The organism is Sphingobacterium anhuiense, assembly GCF_042686355.1.
In the GTDB taxonomy this organism is placed as follows: Bacteria; Bacteroidota; Bacteroidia; order Sphingobacteriales; family Sphingobacteriaceae; genus Sphingobacterium; species Sphingobacterium anhuiense.
In genome coordinates this window covers 115,118-136,123 of sequence record NZ_JBHUPE010000006.1, presented here as the reverse complement: position 1 = coordinate 136,123, position 21,006 = coordinate 115,118, and the positions used below count along the sequence as shown (strand labels likewise).

The 21,006-nt window shown below is 35.9% G+C and carries 19 protein-coding genes; 14 read left to right on the top strand and 5 right to left on the bottom strand.

Annotation, left to right across the window (positions count from 1 at the left end):
• Positions 1-50: 50 nt before the first annotated feature.
• The 9 genes from ACFS6I_RS15700 (at position 51) to ACFS6I_RS15660 (ending at position 9,531) form a co-directional block, all read left to right on the top strand.
• Positions 51-1,304, top strand: a complete 1,254-nt coding sequence (locus ACFS6I_RS15700; RefSeq protein ID WP_380922005.1) for a TolC family protein — start codon at positions 51-53, stop codon at positions 1,302-1,304.
• Between the two features lie 10 nt (positions 1,305-1,314).
• Positions 1,315-2,418, top strand: coding sequence for an efflux RND transporter periplasmic adaptor subunit (locus ACFS6I_RS15695; RefSeq protein WP_165902437.1), 1,104 nt, complete (start codon positions 1,315-1,317; stop codon positions 2,416-2,418).
• A 3-nt stretch (positions 2,419-2,421) separates the two neighbouring features.
• Positions 2,422-5,514 carry an efflux RND transporter permease subunit gene (locus ACFS6I_RS15690; RefSeq protein WP_380922002.1) on the top strand — a complete coding sequence of 1,031 codons (3,093 nt, stop codon included), beginning with the start codon at positions 2,422-2,424 and terminating at the stop codon, positions 5,512-5,514.
• Between the two features lie 191 nt (positions 5,515-5,705).
• Positions 5,706-6,089, top strand: a complete 384-nt coding sequence (locus ACFS6I_RS15685) for a hypothetical protein (RefSeq protein WP_380922000.1) — start codon at positions 5,706-5,708, stop codon at positions 6,087-6,089.
• A gap of 639 nt (positions 6,090-6,728) precedes the next feature.
• Complete coding sequence (locus ACFS6I_RS15680) at positions 6,729-7,325, top strand: hypothetical protein (protein ID WP_380921998.1); 597 nt, start codon at positions 6,729-6,731, stop codon at positions 7,323-7,325.
• Positions 7,326-7,455: 130 nt separating this feature from the next.
• Entirely contained in the window at positions 7,456-7,695 is a 240-nt protein-coding gene (locus ACFS6I_RS15675; protein WP_380921996.1) for a carboxypeptidase-like regulatory domain-containing protein, read from the top strand.
• Positions 7,696-7,766: 71 nt separating this feature from the next.
• Entirely contained in the window at positions 7,767-8,066 is a 300-nt protein-coding gene (locus ACFS6I_RS15670; RefSeq protein WP_380921994.1) for a hypothetical protein, read from the top strand.
• A 139-nt stretch (positions 8,067-8,205) separates the two neighbouring features.
• The gene (locus ACFS6I_RS15665) at positions 8,206-8,589 is read left to right on the top strand and encodes a hypothetical protein (RefSeq protein ID WP_380921992.1); all 384 of its coding nucleotides are present in this window, start codon (positions 8,206-8,208) and stop codon (positions 8,587-8,589) included.
• Between the two features lie 27 nt (positions 8,590-8,616).
• A complete protein-coding gene (locus ACFS6I_RS15660) occupies positions 8,617-9,531 on the top strand; it encodes a carbohydrate kinase family protein (protein ID WP_380921990.1) in 915 nt (304 codons plus the stop codon).
• A 69-nt stretch (positions 9,532-9,600) separates the two neighbouring features.
• Here the strand turns inward: ACFS6I_RS15660 and ACFS6I_RS15655 are convergent, their stop codons facing one another.
• Positions 9,601-9,960, bottom strand: coding sequence for a VOC family protein (locus ACFS6I_RS15655; protein WP_021191545.1), 360 nt, complete (start codon positions 9,958-9,960; stop codon positions 9,601-9,603).
• A 400-nt stretch (positions 9,961-10,360) separates the two neighbouring features.
• On the opposite strand from ACFS6I_RS15655, the gene ACFS6I_RS15650 reads away from it, so the two are divergent.
• Both ACFS6I_RS15650 and ACFS6I_RS15645 read left to right on the top strand, forming a co-directional pair.
• A complete protein-coding gene (locus ACFS6I_RS15650; protein ID WP_380921988.1) occupies positions 10,361-11,152 on the top strand; it encodes a hypothetical protein in 792 nt (263 codons plus the stop codon).
• A 268-nt stretch (positions 11,153-11,420) separates the two neighbouring features.
• Positions 11,421-12,620, top strand: a complete 1,200-nt coding sequence (locus tag ACFS6I_RS15645) for a hypothetical protein (RefSeq protein WP_380921986.1) — start codon at positions 11,421-11,423, stop codon at positions 12,618-12,620.
• Between the two features lie 9 nt (positions 12,621-12,629).
• Here ACFS6I_RS15645 and ACFS6I_RS15640 read toward each other — a convergent pair whose 3' ends face one another.
• Positions 12,630-13,412, bottom strand: coding sequence for a patatin-like phospholipase family protein (locus tag ACFS6I_RS15640; RefSeq protein WP_380921984.1), 783 nt, complete (start codon positions 13,410-13,412; stop codon positions 12,630-12,632).
• A gap of 543 nt (positions 13,413-13,955) precedes the next feature.
• Here ACFS6I_RS15640 and ACFS6I_RS15635 point away from each other — a divergent pair.
• The 3 genes from ACFS6I_RS15635 to ACFS6I_RS15625 all read left to right on the top strand — a co-directional run bounded on the left by ACFS6I_RS15635 (position 13,956) and on the right by ACFS6I_RS15625 (position 18,472).
• Complete coding sequence (locus tag ACFS6I_RS15635; RefSeq protein ID WP_380921982.1) at positions 13,956-14,837, top strand: GLPGLI family protein; 882 nt, start codon at positions 13,956-13,958, stop codon at positions 14,835-14,837.
• A gap of 85 nt (positions 14,838-14,922) precedes the next feature.
• Positions 14,923-15,798: a GLPGLI family protein gene (locus ACFS6I_RS15630; protein ID WP_380921980.1), complete on the top strand. Its 876-nt coding sequence runs from the start codon at positions 14,923-14,925 to the stop codon at positions 15,796-15,798.
• A gap of 1 nt (position 15,799) precedes the next feature.
• Positions 15,800-18,472, top strand: coding sequence for a hypothetical protein (locus tag ACFS6I_RS15625; protein WP_380921978.1), 2,673 nt, complete (start codon positions 15,800-15,802; stop codon positions 18,470-18,472).
• A gap of 20 nt (positions 18,473-18,492) precedes the next feature.
• Here ACFS6I_RS15625 and ACFS6I_RS15620 read toward each other — a convergent pair whose 3' ends face one another.
• From ACFS6I_RS15620 to ACFS6I_RS15610, 3 genes are read right to left on the bottom strand one after another with little or no spacing between them, the layout of a single operon-like run.
• The gene (locus ACFS6I_RS15620; protein ID WP_183915411.1) at positions 18,493-19,008 is read right to left on the bottom strand and encodes an STM3941 family protein; all 516 of its coding nucleotides are present in this window, start codon (positions 19,006-19,008) and stop codon (positions 18,493-18,495) included.
• A gap of 33 nt (positions 19,009-19,041) precedes the next feature.
• On the bottom strand, positions 19,042-19,749 hold the full coding sequence (locus ACFS6I_RS15615; protein WP_132843123.1) for a LytR/AlgR family response regulator transcription factor: 708 nt from the start codon (positions 19,747-19,749) through the stop codon (positions 19,042-19,044).
• Positions 19,742-20,920, bottom strand: coding sequence for a sensor histidine kinase (locus tag ACFS6I_RS15610; RefSeq protein WP_380921975.1), 1,179 nt, complete (start codon positions 20,918-20,920; stop codon positions 19,742-19,744). Before ACFS6I_RS15610 ends, ACFS6I_RS15615 begins: the two co-directional genes overlap by 8 nt.
• Between the last annotated feature and the right edge of the window lie 86 nt (positions 20,921-21,006).

Here is a 21,006-nt window from a genome sequence, read left to right as displayed (position 1 = left end):
CGAAATTCTTGTTAATCTTCTAAGCCTAGCTTTGCTAAAAATAATAAATAGTGAAGATATATTGGTTTATAGGTGTTTTTCTATTGACAGTTGGTCAATCGCGGGCACAGACGTATTCGTTACAGGCATTGAAGGATATGCTTCTGCAGAACAATGGACAACTTATTGCTCAAAAGTATCAGATAGCTGCTTCAGATGCATTGGTCGTACAGGAAAAATTATGGTCTAATCCTACTCTAAGTATTAGTGAAGTCAATCTTTGGAAAAATGGTACCTCAGAGACTTTACCTTATCTGTTTGGAAAATACGGGCAACAACAGCAAGTCGCGGTAGAATTAGAACAGCTGATTGAAACTGCCGGAAAACGTAAAAAAAGAATCAGTCTTAAATCCTTAGAAAGGAAAGATGCTTTACTTGATTATGAAGAATTACTTCGTGAATTACAATTTGAGTTAGATGAAGCATATTGGAGCTATATGGCTGTCTCCCGAAAAGAGTCGCTCGTGGATTCCATTGTAAATCTCTATCAGAATTTGGAAAATCAATATAAACGTCAATCCGACCTCAATAATATTCCTAAATCTGATTACCTCCGTATTCAAGCTGCGCTTATCAATTTTGAAAAAGATCGTGTGGAACTTTATGCCGACAAAAATAATTGGTTGACAAAGATTAAAGTTTTGACTCAGAATGAAACGATTGAAAATCTGCAAATTGAACAATCTGAGGTGCCGTTAAATTTATCTCAAAAAATACCCCTTGATATTGAGCATCAGTTATTAGATCAAAATATTGGTTATCAAAAACAAATCAACGAACGTGATAAGGCAAAGCAACAGCTTTTGATCGAAAAAGCTGAAAGAACGCCCAATCTAACATTTCAATTAAGTTATGATCGTGGTGGAAATATTATGCGTGATTTTGTAGGTGCTGGAGTTAGCATGGACTTACCTATTTGGAACCGAAATAAGGGAAATATTAAAGCCGCCGAAAGTATGGCAAAACATGCTGAATCTCAACAAAATGTGTTACTGAGTCAATTGAAAGGACAGTTCAAAGATTTACAGTATCAAGTTGCGCTATATGAAGTTACCTTATTAAAATCAAAAAATATTGCTTCGGAAGAACGCAAAGCTATGATTGCTAACTACCAAAAACATTTACAGAAGAAACAGATCACTTTATTGGAGTTTATTGATTTTATAGAAGCTTATCAGGAAACCGAAACGGGTATTGTTGATATGACTTTAGCTTATCAAATGGCACATGCGCAATTACAATATTTAACCGGACAAAAATTTTAGAAAGATGACGATGAAAACCAAACTTATATATTTACCGATGGTCATTTTTATGAAATTGCTATCGGGATGCAGTGCCGATGCCACTTCAAATACAACCGAAGGTATAGCCGATACCACCAAATTCTGTCTCAGTGAACAGATGAAAAAAACAACGACCATAAGCCCGATCGCTTTATTACCCATTACGGAACAATTATCGCTTTCTGGTAAAATTGATTATAATGAAAATGATCTAGTTGCCTTTAGAAGTTTATTGGAAGGTACAGTTGAAAGTGTTGGATTTGAATTGGGAGATTATGTTAAAGCTGGCCAAATATTGGCGACGATTAAATCGACACATGTTCAGGAACTCTTTCAGGAACAGCGTAATTTACAAAATCAAATTGTAATGGCGACTAAGCAGTTGCAGACCAAAAAAGAACTGTTGCAGGACGGTATGGTAGCTGGATCGGAGGTTCTGACCAGCGAACATGAATTAGCCAGTTTAAAAATTGAATTGGATAAAGTTCAGCAGATATTAAAAATGTATCGCGCAAAAGGACAGGGATCATTTGAAATTGTAGCGCCTAAGAATGGTTATATTATTCAAAAAGCGGTAAGTGTTGGACAAAGTATTTCAACAGACCAGGATCCGCTTTTTTCGATTTCTAATCTGAAGCAAGTTTGGGTGATGGTTAATATTTATGCCAACAATTTAAAATACATCAAAGAAGGTGATGCGGTAAAGGTAAAAACCATCGCACAGCCCGATATTTTTTATGCTGGAAAAATTGATAAAATATATCATGTGTTTGATGACAATGAGCATGTATTAAAAGCTCGTGTGGTACTGGAGAATCAAAATCTACAATTGATGCCAGGTTTAGCGGCCGATATCATTATTGATAAATCCAATGGCGGTGCACAAGCTTATGCTGTTCCTAATGGCGCAATTGTCTTTCACAACAATAAAGAATATGTCGTTATTTATAAAAATGACTGTGCTATTTCTACAAAACGTATCACGACAATTTCTTCCAATGAGCAGTATACATTTGTTCAAGAAAAATTTGATGAAGGCGAACAGATCATCAGTAAAAACGCTTTGTTATTATTTGAACAGTTAAATCCCTAAGGTATGCAAAAGTTAGTTCAAAATATCGTGACCTTCTCGTTGCGAAATACAACCTTTATTCTTTTTGCAACCTTAGCATTGCTGTTTGGAGGTGTCTATGCGCTACGACATACAGCTATTGAAGCATTTCCCGACGTAACGAGTACCCGTGGCCGTATTATTACACAATGGCCTGGAAGAAGTGCAGAGGAGATGGAAAAGCTGGTTACTTTGCCTATATCAAAGGTGATGAATAGTATCCCGCATAAATCCAACATTCGTTCAATATCTTTATTTGGATTATCAGTTGTTACGGTGCAATTTGAAGACGGAGTTGATGATTTTTATGCGCAACAATATGTTTCCAACAAATTAAGCGGGGTCAATTTACCCGAAGGAGCAAGTGCTGAGATTGAACCTCCTTCGGGTGCAACAGGAGAGATTTTTAGGTATGTGATTAAAAGTGATCTTCCATTGAAAGAAGTAACCGCTATTCAGGACTGGGTAATTGAACGTGAGTTGCTTTCTGTACCTGGAGTTGCCGATGTTGTGAGTTTTGGTGGTGAAGAGAAGACTTATGAAATTAAAATTAATCCGACAGAACTCAAGAATTTCGACCTTTCTCCATTAGATATTTATGAGGCTGTATCGAAATCAAATGTGAATGTCGGTGGTGATGTTATCGAACAGGGAAGTCAAGCTTATGTAGTACGTGGAGTAGGTCTATTGGATAAGATTGAAGATATTGGCAATATCACAATCAAATTAAATGGTTCTACGCCAATCTTGATTAAAAATGTTGCTGAAGTTGTTGTATCACATAAACCCCGTCTGGGGCAGGTAGGTTATAATGAGAACAGTGATATGGTTGAGGGAATTGTGGTTATGTTGCGTGGAGAAAACCCGTCAGCTGTTATTGAAAACCTGAGAGCAAAAATCACAGAACTTAATGAGCGGACATTGCCTGATAATGTAAAGATTGAAACGGTTATCGACAGAACCAAATTGGTGGATAATACGGTGAAAACAGTATCTAAAAATCTGATTGAAGGTATTCTGTTGGTTTCACTGATTGTATTTATCTTTCTTTACAATTGGAAGTCAACCTTTATTGTTGCTTCGGTCATTCCGCTTGCATTCCTGTTTGCTATTATCATGCTGAAAATACAAGGACTGCCGGCCAACCTGATATCTATGGGTTCTTTAGATTTTGGTTTATTGCTTGAAGGGACGCTTGTTATTGTAGAGACTGTATTTGTAGCCATGGCTACGTTATCACACAAAGTAGGACCCGAGCGTTTTGCTAAAATGAGTAAGCTAGGAGTGATTAAGAAAAGTGCAGGTAGTGTAGCTTCTTACATTTTCTTTGCATTGCTAATTCTAATTGTTGCACTACTGCCTATTTTTTCTTTTCAAAAAGTGGAAGGAAAGATGTTTACTCCTTTAGCATTTACGTTGGGTTACGCTTTACTTGGTTCTCTGATATTAAGTTTGACCTATGTTCCAGCGATGTGTAAATTGTTGTTTACAAAAAATATCGACGAGAAGGAAAATGTGATCACCCGATTTTTTCAAAAAACAATTTTCGGAATGTATGCCGGGGCCTTCCGTTATAAAAGAACAACCATAGGTCTGTTTTTAGGTATTTTAGCTTTATGTCTGTTTAAATTTATGCACTATGGATCCGAATTTTTACCCAAACTCAATGAGGGTGCGATTTACATCCGTGCAACACTGCCTAATAGTGTCAATTTGAAAGAATCTACCCGTTTGACCGCAGAAATGAAAGATTTGATGCAAAAAGATTGTGAAGAAATCGATTTTATTTTGACGCAAACAGGTCGACCAAATGATGGAACAGATCCGACGGGATTCTTCAATATTGAGTTCAATGTTCAACTGAAAGATGCCGGCGAATGGAAAAGAAAAGTATCTAAAGAAGATATTATTCAAGAAATGCGTACCAAATTGCATCATTATCCCGGTATTACATTTGGATTCAGTCAACCGATTCAAGACAATGTCGAGGAATATGTCGCAGGTGTGAAGAGCTCTTTGGTTATCAAAATTTTTGGTGATGATCTCTATGATTTAGAAAAATATGCCAATAAAGTAGCCACATCTATTGCAAAAGTTAAGGGTATAGCCGATATCAATGTGTATAAGAATATCGGACTACCAGAACTCAAAATACAGTTGCACGATTCCAAGATGGCAAAATATGGGATTCAGACTCGAGATGTTCAGGCTGTTATTGAAATGACGATCGGAGGACAGGCTGCGACAACTTTTTATGAAGGTGATCGACAGTTTGATGTCATCCTTCGTTTTCAAGAAGCTTATCGTGATACCCCAACTAAAATTGGTCAAATTTTAATACCGACCAGTAACGGACAGAATATCCCATTGCAGGAGATTGCGAGTATCAATTATCAAACGGGGCCTGCATTTATATATCGTGAAGGCAATAGCCGCTATATCGGTGTCGGATTTAGTATCGATGGCCGTGACTTAGGAAGTACGATTGCAGAAGCGAAGCAGGTAGTAGCCGCAGAAGTAAGTCTACCAAAAGAAAATCATATGGAGTGGGCAGGAGAATTTGAAAGTAAAGAGCGTGCCGCTAAACAGTTAGCTTTAGTAGTTCCTATCTCTTTAGTGCTGATTTTATTGTTACTGTATGCCAATTTTGGAAATATAAAAGATACAGCCATTGCTTCTCTCACATTACCTTTTGCCTTTATTGGAGGGTTTATTTCACTATGGGTCACAGGCACCATCTTTGGGATATCAGCAGGTATCGGTTTCATCATTTTATTTGGAGTGGCTACGATTGATGGTATTGTACTTATTGGTGTTATCAGAGATAATCTCAGACATAAAATGAAGTTGAAAGATTCTATTATTCAAGGTGTCCGAAGCCGGATCAGGCCTGTTGTTATGATCGCCTTAATGGGGTCAATGGGTTTATTGCCAGCGGCTTTATCAACAGGTATGGGGTCTGAAATTCAGAAACCACTTGCCATTATGATCGTTGGTGGACTATTGATATGTTTGGTGCTATCATTCACCATTTTACCAGTTGTTTTTTATCTGGCTTATCGCAAAGAGAAGGTCTAAGGGCAATTAGCTTTTTAACTAAAAGATCTCCAATAGTTTCGTGCTTTTGGAGATCTTTTATGTAGAATAAGGTGATGCCGATCAATCTGAAGAGCTTACCTTAAAACCTATCTTTTTTCTTTCTTTTGGAAGAGGTTCTTCTAGTGGATGTTGACATCTAACAATTGCTATTTCCGTTTATGATTTTGTGTTTGGTCTTAATTACATCTATTACCAAGCGCATCCATTTACCTGATATCGCCAATACCCGAGCTGAATCTGGTGAAAAATTAGAAAGGAGCATCTGGTCATTTCGACATTTTGCCTTAGGGGTAGTGGCTATCTTTTTTTATGTCGGGACAGAAGTTGCCATTGGAGCTAATATTAATCTTCATGCTTTTGAATGGGAAGAATATAGACAACGGATACTTAACGATCTCAGCAAGTACTTCGGAATAGAAGAGAACTTCGAAAGATTAACAATCGTAAAAGGTGGTCGCAAAGTATTGAGCATAGCAGGAGAGTCTTTGGAACTGCTCTGGGAAGAACAGCTTATGATGATCATTAAAGCTAAAGTTGTCGTTGAAGAAAACTAAGAATTAATCTTAGAAAAATATTAAAATAGAATTTCTACCTGTGAACTCCGGATGTTGCCGAGGGAACAAGGCTTCATGATCAAGTCTCCCCCGGCAGGAAAAGGAGCAGGGAAGCTTTATGCAAAAAAAACCAAAATGAAAATAGAAAAGCTATATATCATCAAGCTTTGGGAATATCTCCAGAAGCTATTTAATCCTGAAAAGGAAAGCCTGCTGTTGAGCAAACAGCCAACCGAATTTTCTTCATATTCTGTTGCTAAAAATGTAGTAAAAAGTAAAATTGCACAAGCAACTAGTGGTGTTTTTTGCCTTCGGCCAGTCTTCGACGAAGGTTCGACAAAAGTTCGAGACAACTTTGAGACTGGTTCGGAACTGATTCGAGAATCATTTGACAGTTCTTCGACTGCTGTTCGGCAAGTTCCCGAAGGCCAGTCGAAGCGCAGTCGAACAGCACCCAAGCAAGACTCGAAGCAGTCTCGAGTACTTGTCGAAACGGACTCGAACAACACTCGAACGGCAGTCAAACAAGAAATATCAAAAAGAATAAATTCTGATTTTTTCTTAACCAAATTCACACCAACTTCTAAGTTTCTTCGACTGGGCTTCGAGTCGGCATCGGGATTTCATCGGCTACAGTGCATGAAAAGTCGAAGCACGGTCGAACAAAAGTCAAGTGGAAGTAGAAAAAGGGGTGAAGAAAAGGAAAAGAAAGTTAGTAGAAGTTTGCTGGATGTGGCAAACAGCAAATCAACGCATTGTCCGGGAGGTACACGCTATATACCTGCTTTTAAGATGCTTCGGACCTTGTTTTACCTCCGGCCGTCATTACACCGTATGTGCGCCGTACTTGCGCCGTCGATGCACAAGGGAAAGGACGGTGTAGCTACTTTGCAAGTATTGTGCAGTTACTGGGAAACTTACTACGAGGTTAAAAGAAGGTTAAAACAAATGCTGATCAAAACAGCCGTTTTTCGCGTCATGGGCAGTCTTACTTGCAAGATCTCGCTCAAGCAGGCTTGGTATGTAGCTCAAGCGTCCGTAATGCGTATGCTAAGTACTGGTAAAGCATGGATAGTGCGTAAAACGGTACCCGTTTACGCACTACTAACGCACTATCAACGCTTTATCTATGCTTCATCCATACTTAATCCCTACATTGAAAGCGCTTTATTTAAAATAAGAAGTTTTAAGCGATCCAATTTCTTTTCTCAGGCATCTAGAGCGGTTTTGCATTAATAATCCGTCTAATCGTTTAAAATGCTTTTCAAATCAAGAGCAGGGAGGGGTTAGAGATATTGTTAATGAGGGTTTTGTAAATCGATTGCTAAAATCAACGTTTTCAGCAGTGTTGCTTTTACTGCTGTTGATGACTTTCGGATCAGTAGCCGCACAAGCTCAGAATAAGCAGAATTATGTGTTGCAGGGTACGGTTATTTCTGCTGTAGATAAAAAGCCGTTACAAGCTCTATCCGGGTGTGTTGAATCGGATAATGTGAAGACATCGGCCAATAAAGATGGCACGTTCAGTATTACCGTATCCCAACGCAATGGCAAAGTGAAGTTGACTTCTGTCGGCTACAAAACCCTAGAGCTGGATTATAATTAAAGTATATTATTGCACATGCAACTAAACCATTTGTGAAATCAGCTTGACGAGGTGGAAGTGATGTCTGTCGGATGCCAAAAATACCTAAAGAAAGAATGGCAGGGAAGTTGGTTCTATATTCTTACAATCTTAAGAAAAGTGAGGCGCTGAATTTACCAGGTGATATTGGGATGCTGCTGGCAGGAAGGTTGTATGGTTTTGGTTTGCAGGTATATATACTTTTTGTCGGTCCTAATATGGATATTGAAATTGATAAAATATGGACTCGTAAAGTGCGGATCTATAAAAATATTCCCTTAGTGGCTTTTGTAGAAGAAATGAGCCGTTTTGAAGGGTTTACGATAAAGCCATGGGATTGTGTAACCAATTAGTTAGTCACGGTAGCCGTACATTATCAGAGCGCTAAAGAAGAGGTTTACAGTGCTATTAATGATTTTGGGGTGTTTTTGTACGAAGAGAAAGGAATATTTAGTTTTTGCCCTGAAGATGGGAAAAATAAGATCGCAATGATTGAAAGGAGAAAACATGATGAGCAGTTATAAACAGTTTTTAGACACGGTGTTTTATAGGATTGAAATTAATGAAGTAGTCGAGAGACGAAAATGCCGAGCAACCGGTAAGGTACGGTTTAACAGTATAGCGGAATCGACTTCCTTTATTCATTGGCTTAAATGGGTGATTTTTAAATGGTTGGAAAAATCTGCGTGGCGGAAGTACCGGAATAAGGGATTTGGAACGAAAAGTTCAACTCCACGATATGTATACTTCTGTGAAAGATATCACATCACAAAAGAGCATCCATCTGATTATCAAAAGAAAAATAAAATAGACAATAGTAAATATTTTGATAAATTAGTGTATACTGAAAGTACGGGGGATGTGAATGATTGGTAGCTCATTTTTTGGAAATAAGAAATTGGAATGATCGATAAAAAAAATAAAATAGCCTGTTTCGGCGAAGTATTGTGGGACATATTTCCTGGAGGAGATAGAAGAGCTGGGGGAGCACCCTTTAATGTCGCTTATCACCTGTCTAAAATGGGGGTTGAGGTCAATATGATAAGCAGCGTAGGAGATGACGAATTAGGTCGTGAATTGCTGCAGAAAATCGAAGATTGGAAAATACATTCTACTGGCATACAGGTGAATAGTGCTTATCCTACGAGCACAGTTGTTGCGACTATCGATGAACATAATGATGCACATTATGATATTGTCCGGGAGGTTGCATGGGATTATATTGAAGTGAATGCTATTAATCAAGCAATGGTTAATGAATCGGATGCATTGGTTTTTGGTACACTGGCCACTCGTAATACCCAGTCTAAGAATACATTATTTGAGTTGCTTGAAAATAGTTCTTACAATGTATTTGATATCAATCTGCGAGCGCCACACTATGATGTACATGTGATAAAAGATCTGTTGCATAAAACACAGTTAGCAAAATTTAATAAAGCCGAGTTACGTATGATGATTGACTTTATGGGTAAGTCCTATACGACAGAAGAGGATTGTGTAAGTTTCCTACAGGACACTTTCGGGATGAACGAAGTTATTGTATCCAAAGGAAGTAAAGGAGCACTCTATGCTGATCGTCATGATTTTTATTCCATATCGACGATCCCTATTGAAGTAAAAGATACTGTTGGTAGCGGAGACTCCTTTTTGGCGGGATTTTTATCAAAAAGGTTTGAAAAAGGAAGTTCAGCAATTGAAATTATGAATCAAGCTGTTTCACTGGGAGCATTTGTTACTGCTCGAGAGGGAGCATGCCCAGATTATTCTAAGGCAGATTTTATTGCTTTTCAAAAAGAATCAGCACATAAAGATTAGAGGTTAAGCTATTATTTTCATGCAGGCCTGTGTTTATTTGGTTCATCAATACAGACCTGCATGTTTAGTTTATTCTGACCAAACGGCCAGCTCATTGCCATCTGGATCTATAAATTGAAATCGTCTCCCACCAGGGAAGCTGAAGATTTCTTTTGTTATTATACCACCAGCTTTAATTACTTTTTCAAGAGTTGTTTCAAGAGCTTTAGAGTAAAGGATAATTAATATACTTCCCTTTACAGGAGTTCCTAAAGTAAAACCACCATCAATATATTCACCTTCAAATGCAGTGTAGTGAGGTCCATAATCGGTAAAAGTCCAACTGAAACATGCTGTATAAAAATTTTTGATCTGTTGAAGATCTTGAGATAAAAATTCAATATATTGGATCTGTTCGTGCTTGAGTTTTTGTGTAGGTGTATCTTTCATAATTTTTTGATTATAGATACAAATATAATGTACTATACTTATTTAATTCTGAAAAAAAGACCATGATTGCACCTCTTCTTAAGTGATCAATAATTCTATGTAATTTACGCGATGATTTTAGAATAAAGAATATTTATCGATCAAGTTAATCTGATTAAGCTTTTATAGAAAGGGACACTTATAAGTTCATTTTAAGAATTCTTTTCGACAGTTTAATATTCTTCAAGATGTCTGTTTAGTATAACTTTTTTTTATTATAATGGAAACGCCACGAATTGTAAGTGATGGTTTACAAATTGTAAATGCTTCGTGTTTTAGTCTTGTCGATTTTTATTTTTGGCCAATAAATTGTTATCAGTGAAATAGTAATTTGAATACTAGAAATACAACCAAAAATAAGATGGATCGAACCAATTCTAACTCAAGTCAATTTCAGAGCTCGGATAATTTGCCGGAACCGAAACCTAAATCAACTAAAAAAACTATTTTTTGGGTAGTTCTCATCATTGCCTTACTCGCGATAGTATGTTTTATTGCTTTTCAATTTGGAGTTTATAAACAGCGTCAGGAAGTTTATACAGAAGAGATCGCATATCCCGCTGATAGTGTTTTTGTAAATGGATGGGCTAGTCAAGAAGATTATGCATATTGGAAAAATGCGGTTTTTACAATACCTGAATATAACGATATTCCTGTTCCATTTCAAAGGGCTATCGTAAAGATTTTTATGGACAATAAGTTCATGCAAAATGAAGATAACATTCAATATTTTTTCACAAAAATTAAAGATCGAGCACCTAAAGTAATTGCATATGGCAATTTTACTGGTCAAGGGGATAAAGAAATGGCTTTTCTACTTGAAAAACAAGATTTTGCCAGTAGTGCCATTTTCATTATAACTGATCAAGGTAATCTCCTGTACTGGAAAGAATTAAGTTCCGAGTTGCCGACCATCAAACGATTTGCAAAAGGCGCACTAATATATTTGAATGATATGAAGCTTGTTCCTGCACCAACTGATGGTATAATAAAGCAAAACAAAAACTCAAAATATGTGCTGATTTATAATCGTGAGACGAAAACCTTTGATGAACATTATCAATATACAGATGAGGATGTTAAAAATTCAAAAAACGAAATGGAAGGTGATGAGGAAACAGTAGAAGAGGTCGATACCGCTGTTGTCGAATAGCCATAGTGTTTTAATGTATTTTTATAAAAAGCCATTGTTTGTAAAATGATACTTAACTATATATACTCATCAGTGCACAGATTGAATAAGGTCACAACTGAATCTAGCAATGAATTAAAATCATGTAATAAAGACTCGCAGATCGATTCGATAAAGGCTCATCATAAAGAGGGTCTATTAGATGGTAAATGAAGATGCCTCCAAAATATAGCTTCAGCATATCTTGAAATTAACACGTACTCTATTGAACTTTTATAAAAAATATACAATGAAATTACTTCACTATTATTTTATTGCTACTGTGCTATTGATATGCATTTCTCAAAGTGGAAGTGCGCAAAGCAAAAAAGCGAAAAAAACAATAAAAAAAGAGATCCTTAAACCAATTAAGAAACAAATTGAACCACCGGTTGTGGTGGGAAAAATAACTGATTCTATTTTTGCAGAAGTGCCTCCTATGATTGCATCTCCGATAAAAAATAATGATCTAGAAAATGATATCGCTGACAATGTTAAAGCCGCCCGTGAGAAAAAGTCTTATGATAAACCCTTTCAATTTTGGCCATCTATAGATACGGTGATACACGAAGATTATCAGACATATTTGAAAAAGAAAAGATCGGCATTGAAAAACTATAGTACAGGTAAATTTTCGAATATGAATAAACCTGTACTGAAGTCAGTAAATGAACTTTGCTACGTCTTAGAGAATAATAAAATGGACACGGTTCGTTATTATGGCGATGGATGGAACGAACGTAAAGTATATGATAGCAATGGCAACCTGACTCATCTTTATGTTATTTTTGAAGATGAGAAGACTAAGCAAGATAGTGCTTATCTCACTACAGAGTACTTTTACAGTGGAGCACAATTAAAACTAAAATTATATTTTTGGTGGGAGACAGGTCAAAAAGAAGCTGAAGAAGAACTGGAATATAATGACGAAGGGGAACTTTGGAAAGTATACTATACTTCTTTAGATAAAAACGGTGATGAAGTGATCGAGGAGGGCAGAGGCTTTCGGACGCTCTATAAGTACGAGGATCATAGACAGATTGAAGAAAATTATGAACGTGTCGAGGATGCTATGAATGAATTTGTCTTAAGTGAAACAATTTATAAAACACTTGGTAATGGCGGAGTGCTTATTGAAAGTAAAAAAGTAGAGTGGCCACAGAAAACTCCATCTATAATTACCCGTTATAAATACGATGCCAAAGGGAACAAAATTTTTTCAGGAGATCAAAACTCTTCTTACACCTATCAATATAATGAACAGGGGGATGTTGTCTCTTCCATTTACAAAACCGCAGATCCTAATTATGGTAGTACAACTACCTATTCTTATACATATGATCAGAACAACAACTGGGTGATGAGAGAAGAGGTTGTTATTGATAAAGATCAAGAAACGACAACAGAAAAAGTGTTTTTATGGAAGCGCGAGCTTTCTTATCATGATTAAAACTAGCTATTAGCCGAGTTCTTTCTGGAGATTTAAAAATTCTTTCTCAAATTTTTTCGCATAGTTATATCCGAATTCATATATCTGATTCACTCTACTTGTGTCAAATGTTTTAAACTGATTGATTTCCTCAGGCTGTATAAATATATCGCAATCGCCAGGAGCTTCAGCCTTAATGTTTGAGGTTGTAATTCGGATAATACGTTCCACAATCTGCTTGTAGTTCAGTCGTCCTTCGGAACGGTTGACCGGATTCACATTGATGCCGATACTTTTATTGCATGTTGCTTTAATCTGCTCCACCGGAAAGTTATTTAATATTCCGCCATCACATAAGTAACGGTTATTTTTATAAGCTACCGGCTGAAATACCAGTGGAAAACAGCATGAAGATTTAATAGCAAAAGATAGTGAGCCTTGGTTGAAGATAAGAGACTCCGCATTGGTTAAATCTGTAACAGCAACATATAGGGGTATTTTCAAGCTTTCGAAGCTGTCGTGCGGAATATATTTTTTAATGATTTTTTCAAAAATATCTGCACTGAACAGGCCATCAGTTCTAATGGAGAAGTCGGAATAGGTGAAGAATTTTTCCTGTTTTACCAACTCCAATATCTCTAGCGGAGCGTATCCTTCAGCTATAAACGCACCGACCAAAGCTCCTGCACTCGCTCCTGAAATAGCATGAAGCTGTATGTTCAGTTCCTGAAGATATTGGAGTATGCCCAAATGGGCGATTCCTCTAAAGCCACCACCGGAAAGCGTAATTCCTATTTTGTTATTTACAATCATTTAAATTTTATTGTAAGAATTCCTAATACTAATAAAAAAAGCAACGATCCATATTCACTAACTATTGAATGTAGTCTGTTGTTAGATTTTAAGTAGGTTTTTCCCGGCTGTATTTAATTATTAAATTTCTCTTATCATTGATTTCCACATTTGCCAAGGATATCTTGACATATAAAACTAGCAAATAAAATCATACGATCAAAAAGCTGTTATCCTAATGCTTGCTGTTCTACAATAAGACAAGTCTATTTTTTACTTTGCATTGATGTCTGTTATATAAGCCTACGGTTAGTCCGTGATCTTCATTGTACAACGACAAAGATGATGAGCTAAGCGCTATATATTCTATATAAATGGCTATAAAGATTATTATTAAACTGTTATAAGGAGATCACTAAATATTGATAATTATAAATGTGAAGACATGTGATTTGATTTTATTTATCAATGAATCAGTTATTTATATATTTATTTTACTCATTTCCTTAATGAGTATTTGTTAATTACGAATATTTCGTAAGTTTACAAATAAATCGTAAAATTATGAAGAAAATCTTATTGACTACATTCATTTCATTCAGCCTGCTCACTCTTCATGCACAAGAAAAGGCAATTGCTAAAATACATTACATCTTTAAGCATGTTAATGATACCACACAAAAAGACAAACATATACGTGATGAAGTTGCTACTTACCTTGGTAAACAAGCTAGTTATTACACCAGTTATTCTAGTACTAGAATGCAAGAACAGACTTCAAAAACACTATCAGCTCCGGATTTTGATGGTAATTTAGTGATTTCCAGATCGACTAGTGGTATCAAGGAATCTTATCTTTTAGAACCTTCCAAATCCAAGATGGTAGAAGTAAAACGTGTTGCATCTGATGAGTTTTTATTAGAGACTACTTATCCTAAGCAGGATTGGGATATAGAAGATGAAACTAAAGTAATTGGTGGATATACTTGTCAAAAAGCAACTACAACTTTTGCTGGTCGTCATTACACCGCTTGGTTTACAACAGATATTCCTTTTTCTTTTGGACCTTGGAAATTGCATGGCTTACCGGGACTGATCTTAGCGGTAAAGGATGACAAGAGTGAGGTGGAATTTGAATATTCTGGTTTTGATAAATTAACTGATGATGTACAAGTGACAATTGGAACTCCTGCAAATGCAATTTTGTCTAAAAAAGATGAAGTAGAAAAATTAGAGCAGGCTTTTAAGGCAAATCCCAGTGCCTATATGCAAACCAGATCTAGCCGCAGATCTACAGGCGCTGGTGTTTTTGTTAGCATTAGTGGCGCGAGTTCATCAGCTCCAGCTATGGATGCATCAAAAATTAAATCGATGACTATTAAGAATGATGATGATTATAAGCCTTCTTCTGTGATCAATAATCCACTCGAGTTAAAATCGTATTAAAAACCCTAAAATTATTCGAATCCGAATTATAATACTTTGGCTTTGTTACGCCTTGTTCTTAATTCAACTTCTTTAGACCAAAAAAATGAAAAGAAACCTATTCATCGTATTGATGTTATTAACTGGGATCACTGTTAAGGCTCAAGAAAAGGCAATTGCGAAAGTTCACTACCTCTTTAAACACGTTAATGATACAACACAACGAGATAAATATCGGAGAGATGAAGTCGTAACTTATTTAGGTCCCCAAACAAGCTATTACACAAGTTATTCATCTACTAGAACACAAGAACAATCTGCGCAACAGATGGATGCTCTAAATTTTGATGGTCATGTTATTGTTTCGAAATCCACTAGCGGAATAAGAGAATCTTATCTTTTAGAATCCTCTAAATCCAATATGATTGAAGTGAAACGTGTAGCATCCGATGAGTTCTTGTTGGATGCAGTATATCCTAAACAAGACTGGAATATTCATGATGATACTAAAGTAATTGGCGGATATACTTGTCAAAAAGCGACAACGACTTTTGGCGGTCGACATTACACAACTTGGTTTACAACAGATCTTCCTTTTTCTTTTGGACCATGGAAATTACACGGCTTACCAGGATTAATTTTGGAAGCCAGGGATGATAAAAGTGAAGTTGAGTTTGAGTATTCTGGTTTTGATAAACTTGCTGATAGTGTTCAGATTACGATTGGTGCTCCGGTTGATGTTATTTTATCAGCACCTGAGGAGGTAGAAAAATTGTACAAGGCTTTTAAAACCAATCCGAAGGCGTATATGCAAACAAAATCGGGTGGATCTTCCTCTATAAAAAAGAGTGGAGTTTTTGTAACGAGCGACGTACCATTTTCAACTATCGACCCTAATAAAATTAAATCGATATCTATTAAAAATGATGATAATTATAAACCTTCTCCGGTCACTAATAATCCTTTAGAATTAAAACCATAATATGTTATTAAGATCTCTTACTGTTATTTGCTCTATACTTTGTAGTGCATGGGTTTTTGGGCAGCAGGTTGCCATTGAAGGGGTATTAGTAGATAAGGCGTCGGGAAAACCGTTAAATTATATCCATGTGGTACTGAAGTCGAGTGACCATAAGTTATTAACCTTTAAAGAGACTAATGTGAATGGGGCTTTTTCTTTAACGACATTGAAAGATGTGGGTGGAGCATATCTCGAGATTAACCACTTAGGCTACCAAAAAAAAATAATTCCATTGACAGATCTACGTACTAAAAAAACGATTGAACTCGAACAGAAAGCTGTTTTATTGGATGATGTTGAGGTCAAAAGTAGACCGAAGATCCGTCGAATCGGGGATACATTATCTTATGATGTTTCGACGTTTGCAAAGGATGAGGATCGTAGCATTGGTGAGATATTAAAACGGATGCCGGGTATAGAGGTAGGAGATAATGGAAGTATTAAGTATCAGGGAAAAGCGATTTCGAAGTTCTATATTGATGGAGACGATTTATTGGACGATCGTTACGCGATTGGCACAAAAACGGTACCACATAAGATGGTAAAAGATATACAGGTATTGACCAACCACGAACATATGAAAGTGTTGAAAAATAAGCGTTTTACAGATGATGTGGCGATAAATCTGGTTATTAAAGACGATGCTAAGCTCAAGTTAACCGGTCAGGCTAAACTGGGAGCGGGACTGCCCAAGCAATATGATGCAGAAGTCAATACGATCTTGTTCAATAAAAAATATAAGGTATTGAATGTGCTGCAGGGAAATAATATAGGTAATGACTTGACTGGTGATTTTACTGGATTTAATCAAAGTTCCGTGTTTGCACAAATGGGGTATTCACCTATAAATAATTTGCTTTCTGTAGGGACTGTTGGTGGTCCTCCTGTAGCAAAATCAAATTATTTTATGAATAATACAGTGGCTTTAAATGCAAATAATCTATTGAATATAAAAAATGGTTTGCAACTGAAGTCGAATGTACAGCTCTTGTATGATAAGAATAATACCACTTTTCAAGGAAAAACAAGCTATTTTTCGGAAGAAGGAGATTTTGTATTTGATGAAAACCAATATACAGAAACAGCTGAATGGCTCGCAGCATTTCGGTTGTCATTGAACAAGAACATGGAAAAGCGTTATATCAATAATACGTTCTCGTTCGAATACGAAAAAGAAGATCGGCGCGCCACAATAGGGAGTAATGGGAATACTATTTTCGGGAATTTGAACCATAAAATCAGAGGTTTTTCAAATCAATTGGAATGGGTTCCTCAACTTAAAAATGGAGATATTGTGCAGATCAATTGGTATATGCATTACGCCAATAAACCACAGACCTTAGCTTTTTCTCCTGGTCTTTTTCCGGATATCTTTGCTTCAGGAATATCATATGAACAAACACTGCAACATGTTGAAGTTCCCACAATTTTTACGAATGGTAGTATCGGATATAGGCTTCCCAAAGGAAAGATCAAACAATACTATACGCTGGGGGCAATGATGGAAGACCAAAAACTCAAATCGGGTATTGATATCAATAAAGAAGGAATTGTAAAGGCTACAGATGTTGATTCTACGGAGAATAATATGCACTGGAATCGTTCATCGTTTTCTGTCAATGCAGACTATGAATGGAGTATTAATAGACTAGCCACAAAGTTGAGTTTGCCTTTATCATGGCAACACACCAGTTATATTGATGACGGTTTTAGTATCGATAATAGCCAGAATAATCTTTTATTTAATCCTTCATTTTCAGCTCGTTTGCAAGTACACCAAGAGGATGAACTTAGTTTTTCTTATCAGAGAGGCAATACTTTTGGAACTATCGAAAATGTGTATCGAGGTTTACTGATTAGAAATTACCGGACTTTATCGACTAATAGTGGTGGGATCAATGAAAATAGGAGCAATAATTTTGGATTAAACTATAAGTTAGGTAAAACAATAAAACTGCTATTTTTTAATTTTGGATTGGGCTACAACCAATCCATATCAAGTACAATGCTTTCTAATGTAATCAATGAGGAGTCGACTCAAACACAGCTGATCGCCCAAGAAAATGAAGTGAAGTCCTATAGTGCTTCTGCTGGGATTGATAAATACATTTTTGCTTTATCGAGTACGGTGAAAATTGCTGCATCGTGGTCTTTGTCGGACTATAATCAGTTATTCAATGAGGAGATACTTCCATTTCAGAATACAAGTTATACGTTGAGGCCAAATATGGAATTTAAAATATGGAAGCAGTTGAACCTTTCTTATACTGGACAATTATCTTGGGTAAGTACGAAACAAAAGGGTGGATCTGATGAATTAAATAGAAATACATTTAATGCTTCACATCAAATGAGTTTACCGGTAAATCTATTTTCAAGCGTTCATTTGCGTTTAAGTGCTAGAAATACGTATTCGCATCAACCGGGATTGAAAGATTTTAATTATGTTTTCTTTGATACATTTTTACGCTATCGTCACAAGAAGTTGAAAACGGATTTTGAACTAAATTTGACGAATTTGGCAAATGTGAAGAAATTTGAAACCTATTACATATCGGCGAATATGCAGACTCATAATCAGTATGAACTACGAGGCAGGATGGCTGTTTTAAAAGTGGTGTTTAATTTTAAATAATAGTTGATCTAAAGGAAGTTTTACCCTTGACGGTTATTTTTACCCAACCTCGACCGCAGTAAGGTTAAAAGCTGTTGTTCTGAGATCGCTAAGACATCAACATCGATCCAAAGTAAATCTGGTTTTGACCTAAAAAGGCGACCTATTGTATTTAAAGCAGTTAAGTATGTCGTACGTTTAACTTGGTCATATTTTTTTTCGTTCCTAACTTTGATAAAGATTTGATTTTGGGTACGAAAAAAGCCAGATTCAAAACTTTGAATTTCTTCCCAAGGAATAAAAATGGATGTATCAGCGGTGTTATTTAATATACCTTGTTCCTCAATGCTTAATCCTGGTCGGCCATTTTTATGATCGATCCAGAATTTTATCTTGTGAAAATATAAAATATGTAAAGTTATGCATATTAAAAATATTAGTATGGGGGCATAGCTATTGGACGAGGTATAAAAGATGAAAAGTAATAGTACAATAAATGCAATACAAAGGAAAATTCCTGTCATAATATTGCTCTTCTTAAATTGTATATCTACCATAAGGACCTCTTTTAAATATTAAAATTATCTTTTTTATTTGATGCCCAATAAGGTGAAAAACTCCTCCTTTTTGTTTACAGCGATCGCTATTGATTTGCCATTGGTTAATTCGATCATATTTCCGGTAACTGTTTTTACAGCTTCTATGTTGAGGATAAACGACCGCTGAATACGAAAAAATAGTTGCTTATCAAGGATTTCTTCCATGGATTTGAGCGTAGCTTGTGTGGTATATGTTTTTTCGTAAACAACGATTTTTAGATAATCTCCCTGGGATTCAATATACAGGATTTCGTGTAATAATATTTTCACTAATCTTCCTTCTGATTTTATAAATATACGATCAGGTCTTGCTTCTTGTATCTTTGGGGTTTTACCGGCCAATACACTTTCTTTGGCTCTATTTACTGCTTTTAAAAAGCGATCGAATCGAACGGGCTTAACTAAGTAATCTGTTACCCCAGCATCAAAACTATCCAATGCGAAATCACGATGTGCGGTAATAAAAATAATAACAGGTGGATTGACCAAGGCATTTACCAACTCCATACCATTAATTTTCGGCATTTGGATATCGCTAAACATGATGTCAACAGCATTACTTTGTAAATACAGCAATGCTTCGACAGGATCTCCAAAAGAGCCGACAAGCGTAAGGAAGGGTATTTCTTTTACAAATGATTCTATAATTTCTCTACCAAGTGGTTCATCATCGGTGACGATACAGGTGAATTTATCCATGAGTTGCTAAATCTATTTTTAAGTTGACGATAAATTTATTTTGTAAATGCTCCATTTTAAGTTCGTGTTTATTGGGATATAACAATTGAAGTCTCTTTTGTAAATTAGATAGACCGATACCACCAAAGTTTTTTGTCGGGACAAAGTCTTCAACATCATTCTCAAGATGAAAGTAAAAATGATGATCCTTAACTTTTATCGTCAAATATATAAGCTGTTCTTTATTATTTTTGAGACCGTACTTAAAAGCATTTTCAATACATGTAAATGTTAAGAGAGGAGCGATGTATAAACCTAATAATGCACTTTCTTCAGGAAGATCAAATTGGATCTTTTTATCTACCGGGTATCGCATTTTTTCGAGTTCACCATAGTTTTTTATAAATTCCAATTCTTTCTGCAAGGATACTTTTTCCGTGTTAGACTCATAAAGTGTATAACTCATAATGTCCGAAAGACTTACAATCACCTCTGGCGTAGCGGGATCTTTCTTAATTGCAAGACCATAGAGATTATTTAAAGTATTGAATAGAAAATGTGGATTAAGCTGTGCTTTTAAAAAATTCTTTTCAATATTGATATTCTCAATTTCTAATGAAGCTTTTTCGTTTTGAATTTTTAAGGTTTTACTGTATAATTTTGAAATTTCAAATAGAATTTTGACAAAAAAGAAAGGCGATAGAATTGAAATGACAATGAATGCTTGTGAAATCATGCGTTTTACAGATACGGCTTGTATGAACGACTGATCGGCACTCATCTTAATAGCATTCTTTAGTTCTCCATTTTCTATTTCAAAGCCCAGCGCATGGTAGATTAGGGAGAAAAAATAGGTAGTAGCAATCCAGATAAATAACAATATCGGCAAACTAATGACTAGAAGTAAAATGATCTTATTCTTGCTACCGGATAAAATCTTGGGAAGTAACACATAAAAGAACAGATAGAAAACGAGCATATTAACGCTTGTCATCCTAATGGTTAGGATGGTAGCATTAAAAAAAGAGAGTTTATATGCAAGTATGTAGCTCAACAGCAATAAGATCGAAAAAGTGAACCACATGCAGACATGAAGTATAATTCGACTGGTTTTGCTGTATAAACTATCAAAATCAAATTCAGCTATTTTACTTGTTAAATAACTAGATAAAATTCTCGTATCCTGCGACATGATGTTTGTTTAAATGATCAACCAAATATAGTTTTTTGAACGAGTTATAGGATTACTTTTCATATAAAAAGAGAATTGCTTATGGT

Coding starts and splice junctions, on each gene's coding strand:
- ACFS6I_RS15695 (WP_165902437.1), top strand. CDS start 1,315: ATGAAAACCAAACTTATATATTTACCGATGGTCATTTTTATGAAATTG.
- ACFS6I_RS15690 (WP_380922002.1), top strand. CDS start 2,422: ATGCAAAAGTTAGTTCAAAATATCGTGACCTTCTCGTTGCGAAATACA.
- ACFS6I_RS15680 (WP_380921998.1), top strand. CDS start 6,729: ATGAAAAGTCGAAGCACGGTCGAACAAAAGTCAAGTGGAAGTAGAAAA.
- ACFS6I_RS15675 (WP_380921996.1), top strand. CDS start 7,456: ATGACTTTCGGATCAGTAGCCGCACAAGCTCAGAATAAGCAGAATTAT.
- ACFS6I_RS15670 (WP_380921994.1), top strand. CDS start 7,767: ATGCCAAAAATACCTAAAGAAAGAATGGCAGGGAAGTTGGTTCTATAT.
- ACFS6I_RS15660 (WP_380921990.1), top strand. CDS start 8,617: ATGATCGATAAAAAAAATAAAATAGCCTGTTTCGGCGAAGTATTGTGG.
- ACFS6I_RS15655 (WP_021191545.1), bottom strand. CDS start 9,960: ATGAAAGATACACCTACACAAAAACTCAAGCACGAACAGATCCAATAT.
- ACFS6I_RS15650 (WP_380921988.1), top strand. CDS start 10,361: ATGGATCGAACCAATTCTAACTCAAGTCAATTTCAGAGCTCGGATAAT.
- ACFS6I_RS15645 (WP_380921986.1), top strand. CDS start 11,421: ATGAAATTACTTCACTATTATTTTATTGCTACTGTGCTATTGATATGC.
- ACFS6I_RS15640 (WP_380921984.1), bottom strand. CDS start 13,412: ATGATTGTAAATAACAAAATAGGAATTACGCTTTCCGGTGGTGGCTTT.
- ACFS6I_RS15635 (WP_380921982.1), top strand. CDS start 13,956: ATGAAGAAAATCTTATTGACTACATTCATTTCATTCAGCCTGCTCACT.
- ACFS6I_RS15630 (WP_380921980.1), top strand. CDS start 14,923: ATGAAAAGAAACCTATTCATCGTATTGATGTTATTAACTGGGATCACT.
- ACFS6I_RS15625 (WP_380921978.1), top strand. CDS start 15,800: ATGTTATTAAGATCTCTTACTGTTATTTGCTCTATACTTTGTAGTGCA.
- ACFS6I_RS15620 (WP_183915411.1), bottom strand. CDS start 19,008: ATGGTAGATATACAATTTAAGAAGAGCAATATTATGACAGGAATTTTC.
- ACFS6I_RS15615 (WP_132843123.1), bottom strand. CDS start 19,749: ATGGATAAATTCACCTGTATCGTCACCGATGATGAACCACTTGGTAGA.
- ACFS6I_RS15610 (WP_380921975.1), bottom strand. CDS start 20,920: ATGTCGCAGGATACGAGAATTTTATCTAGTTATTTAACAAGTAAAATA.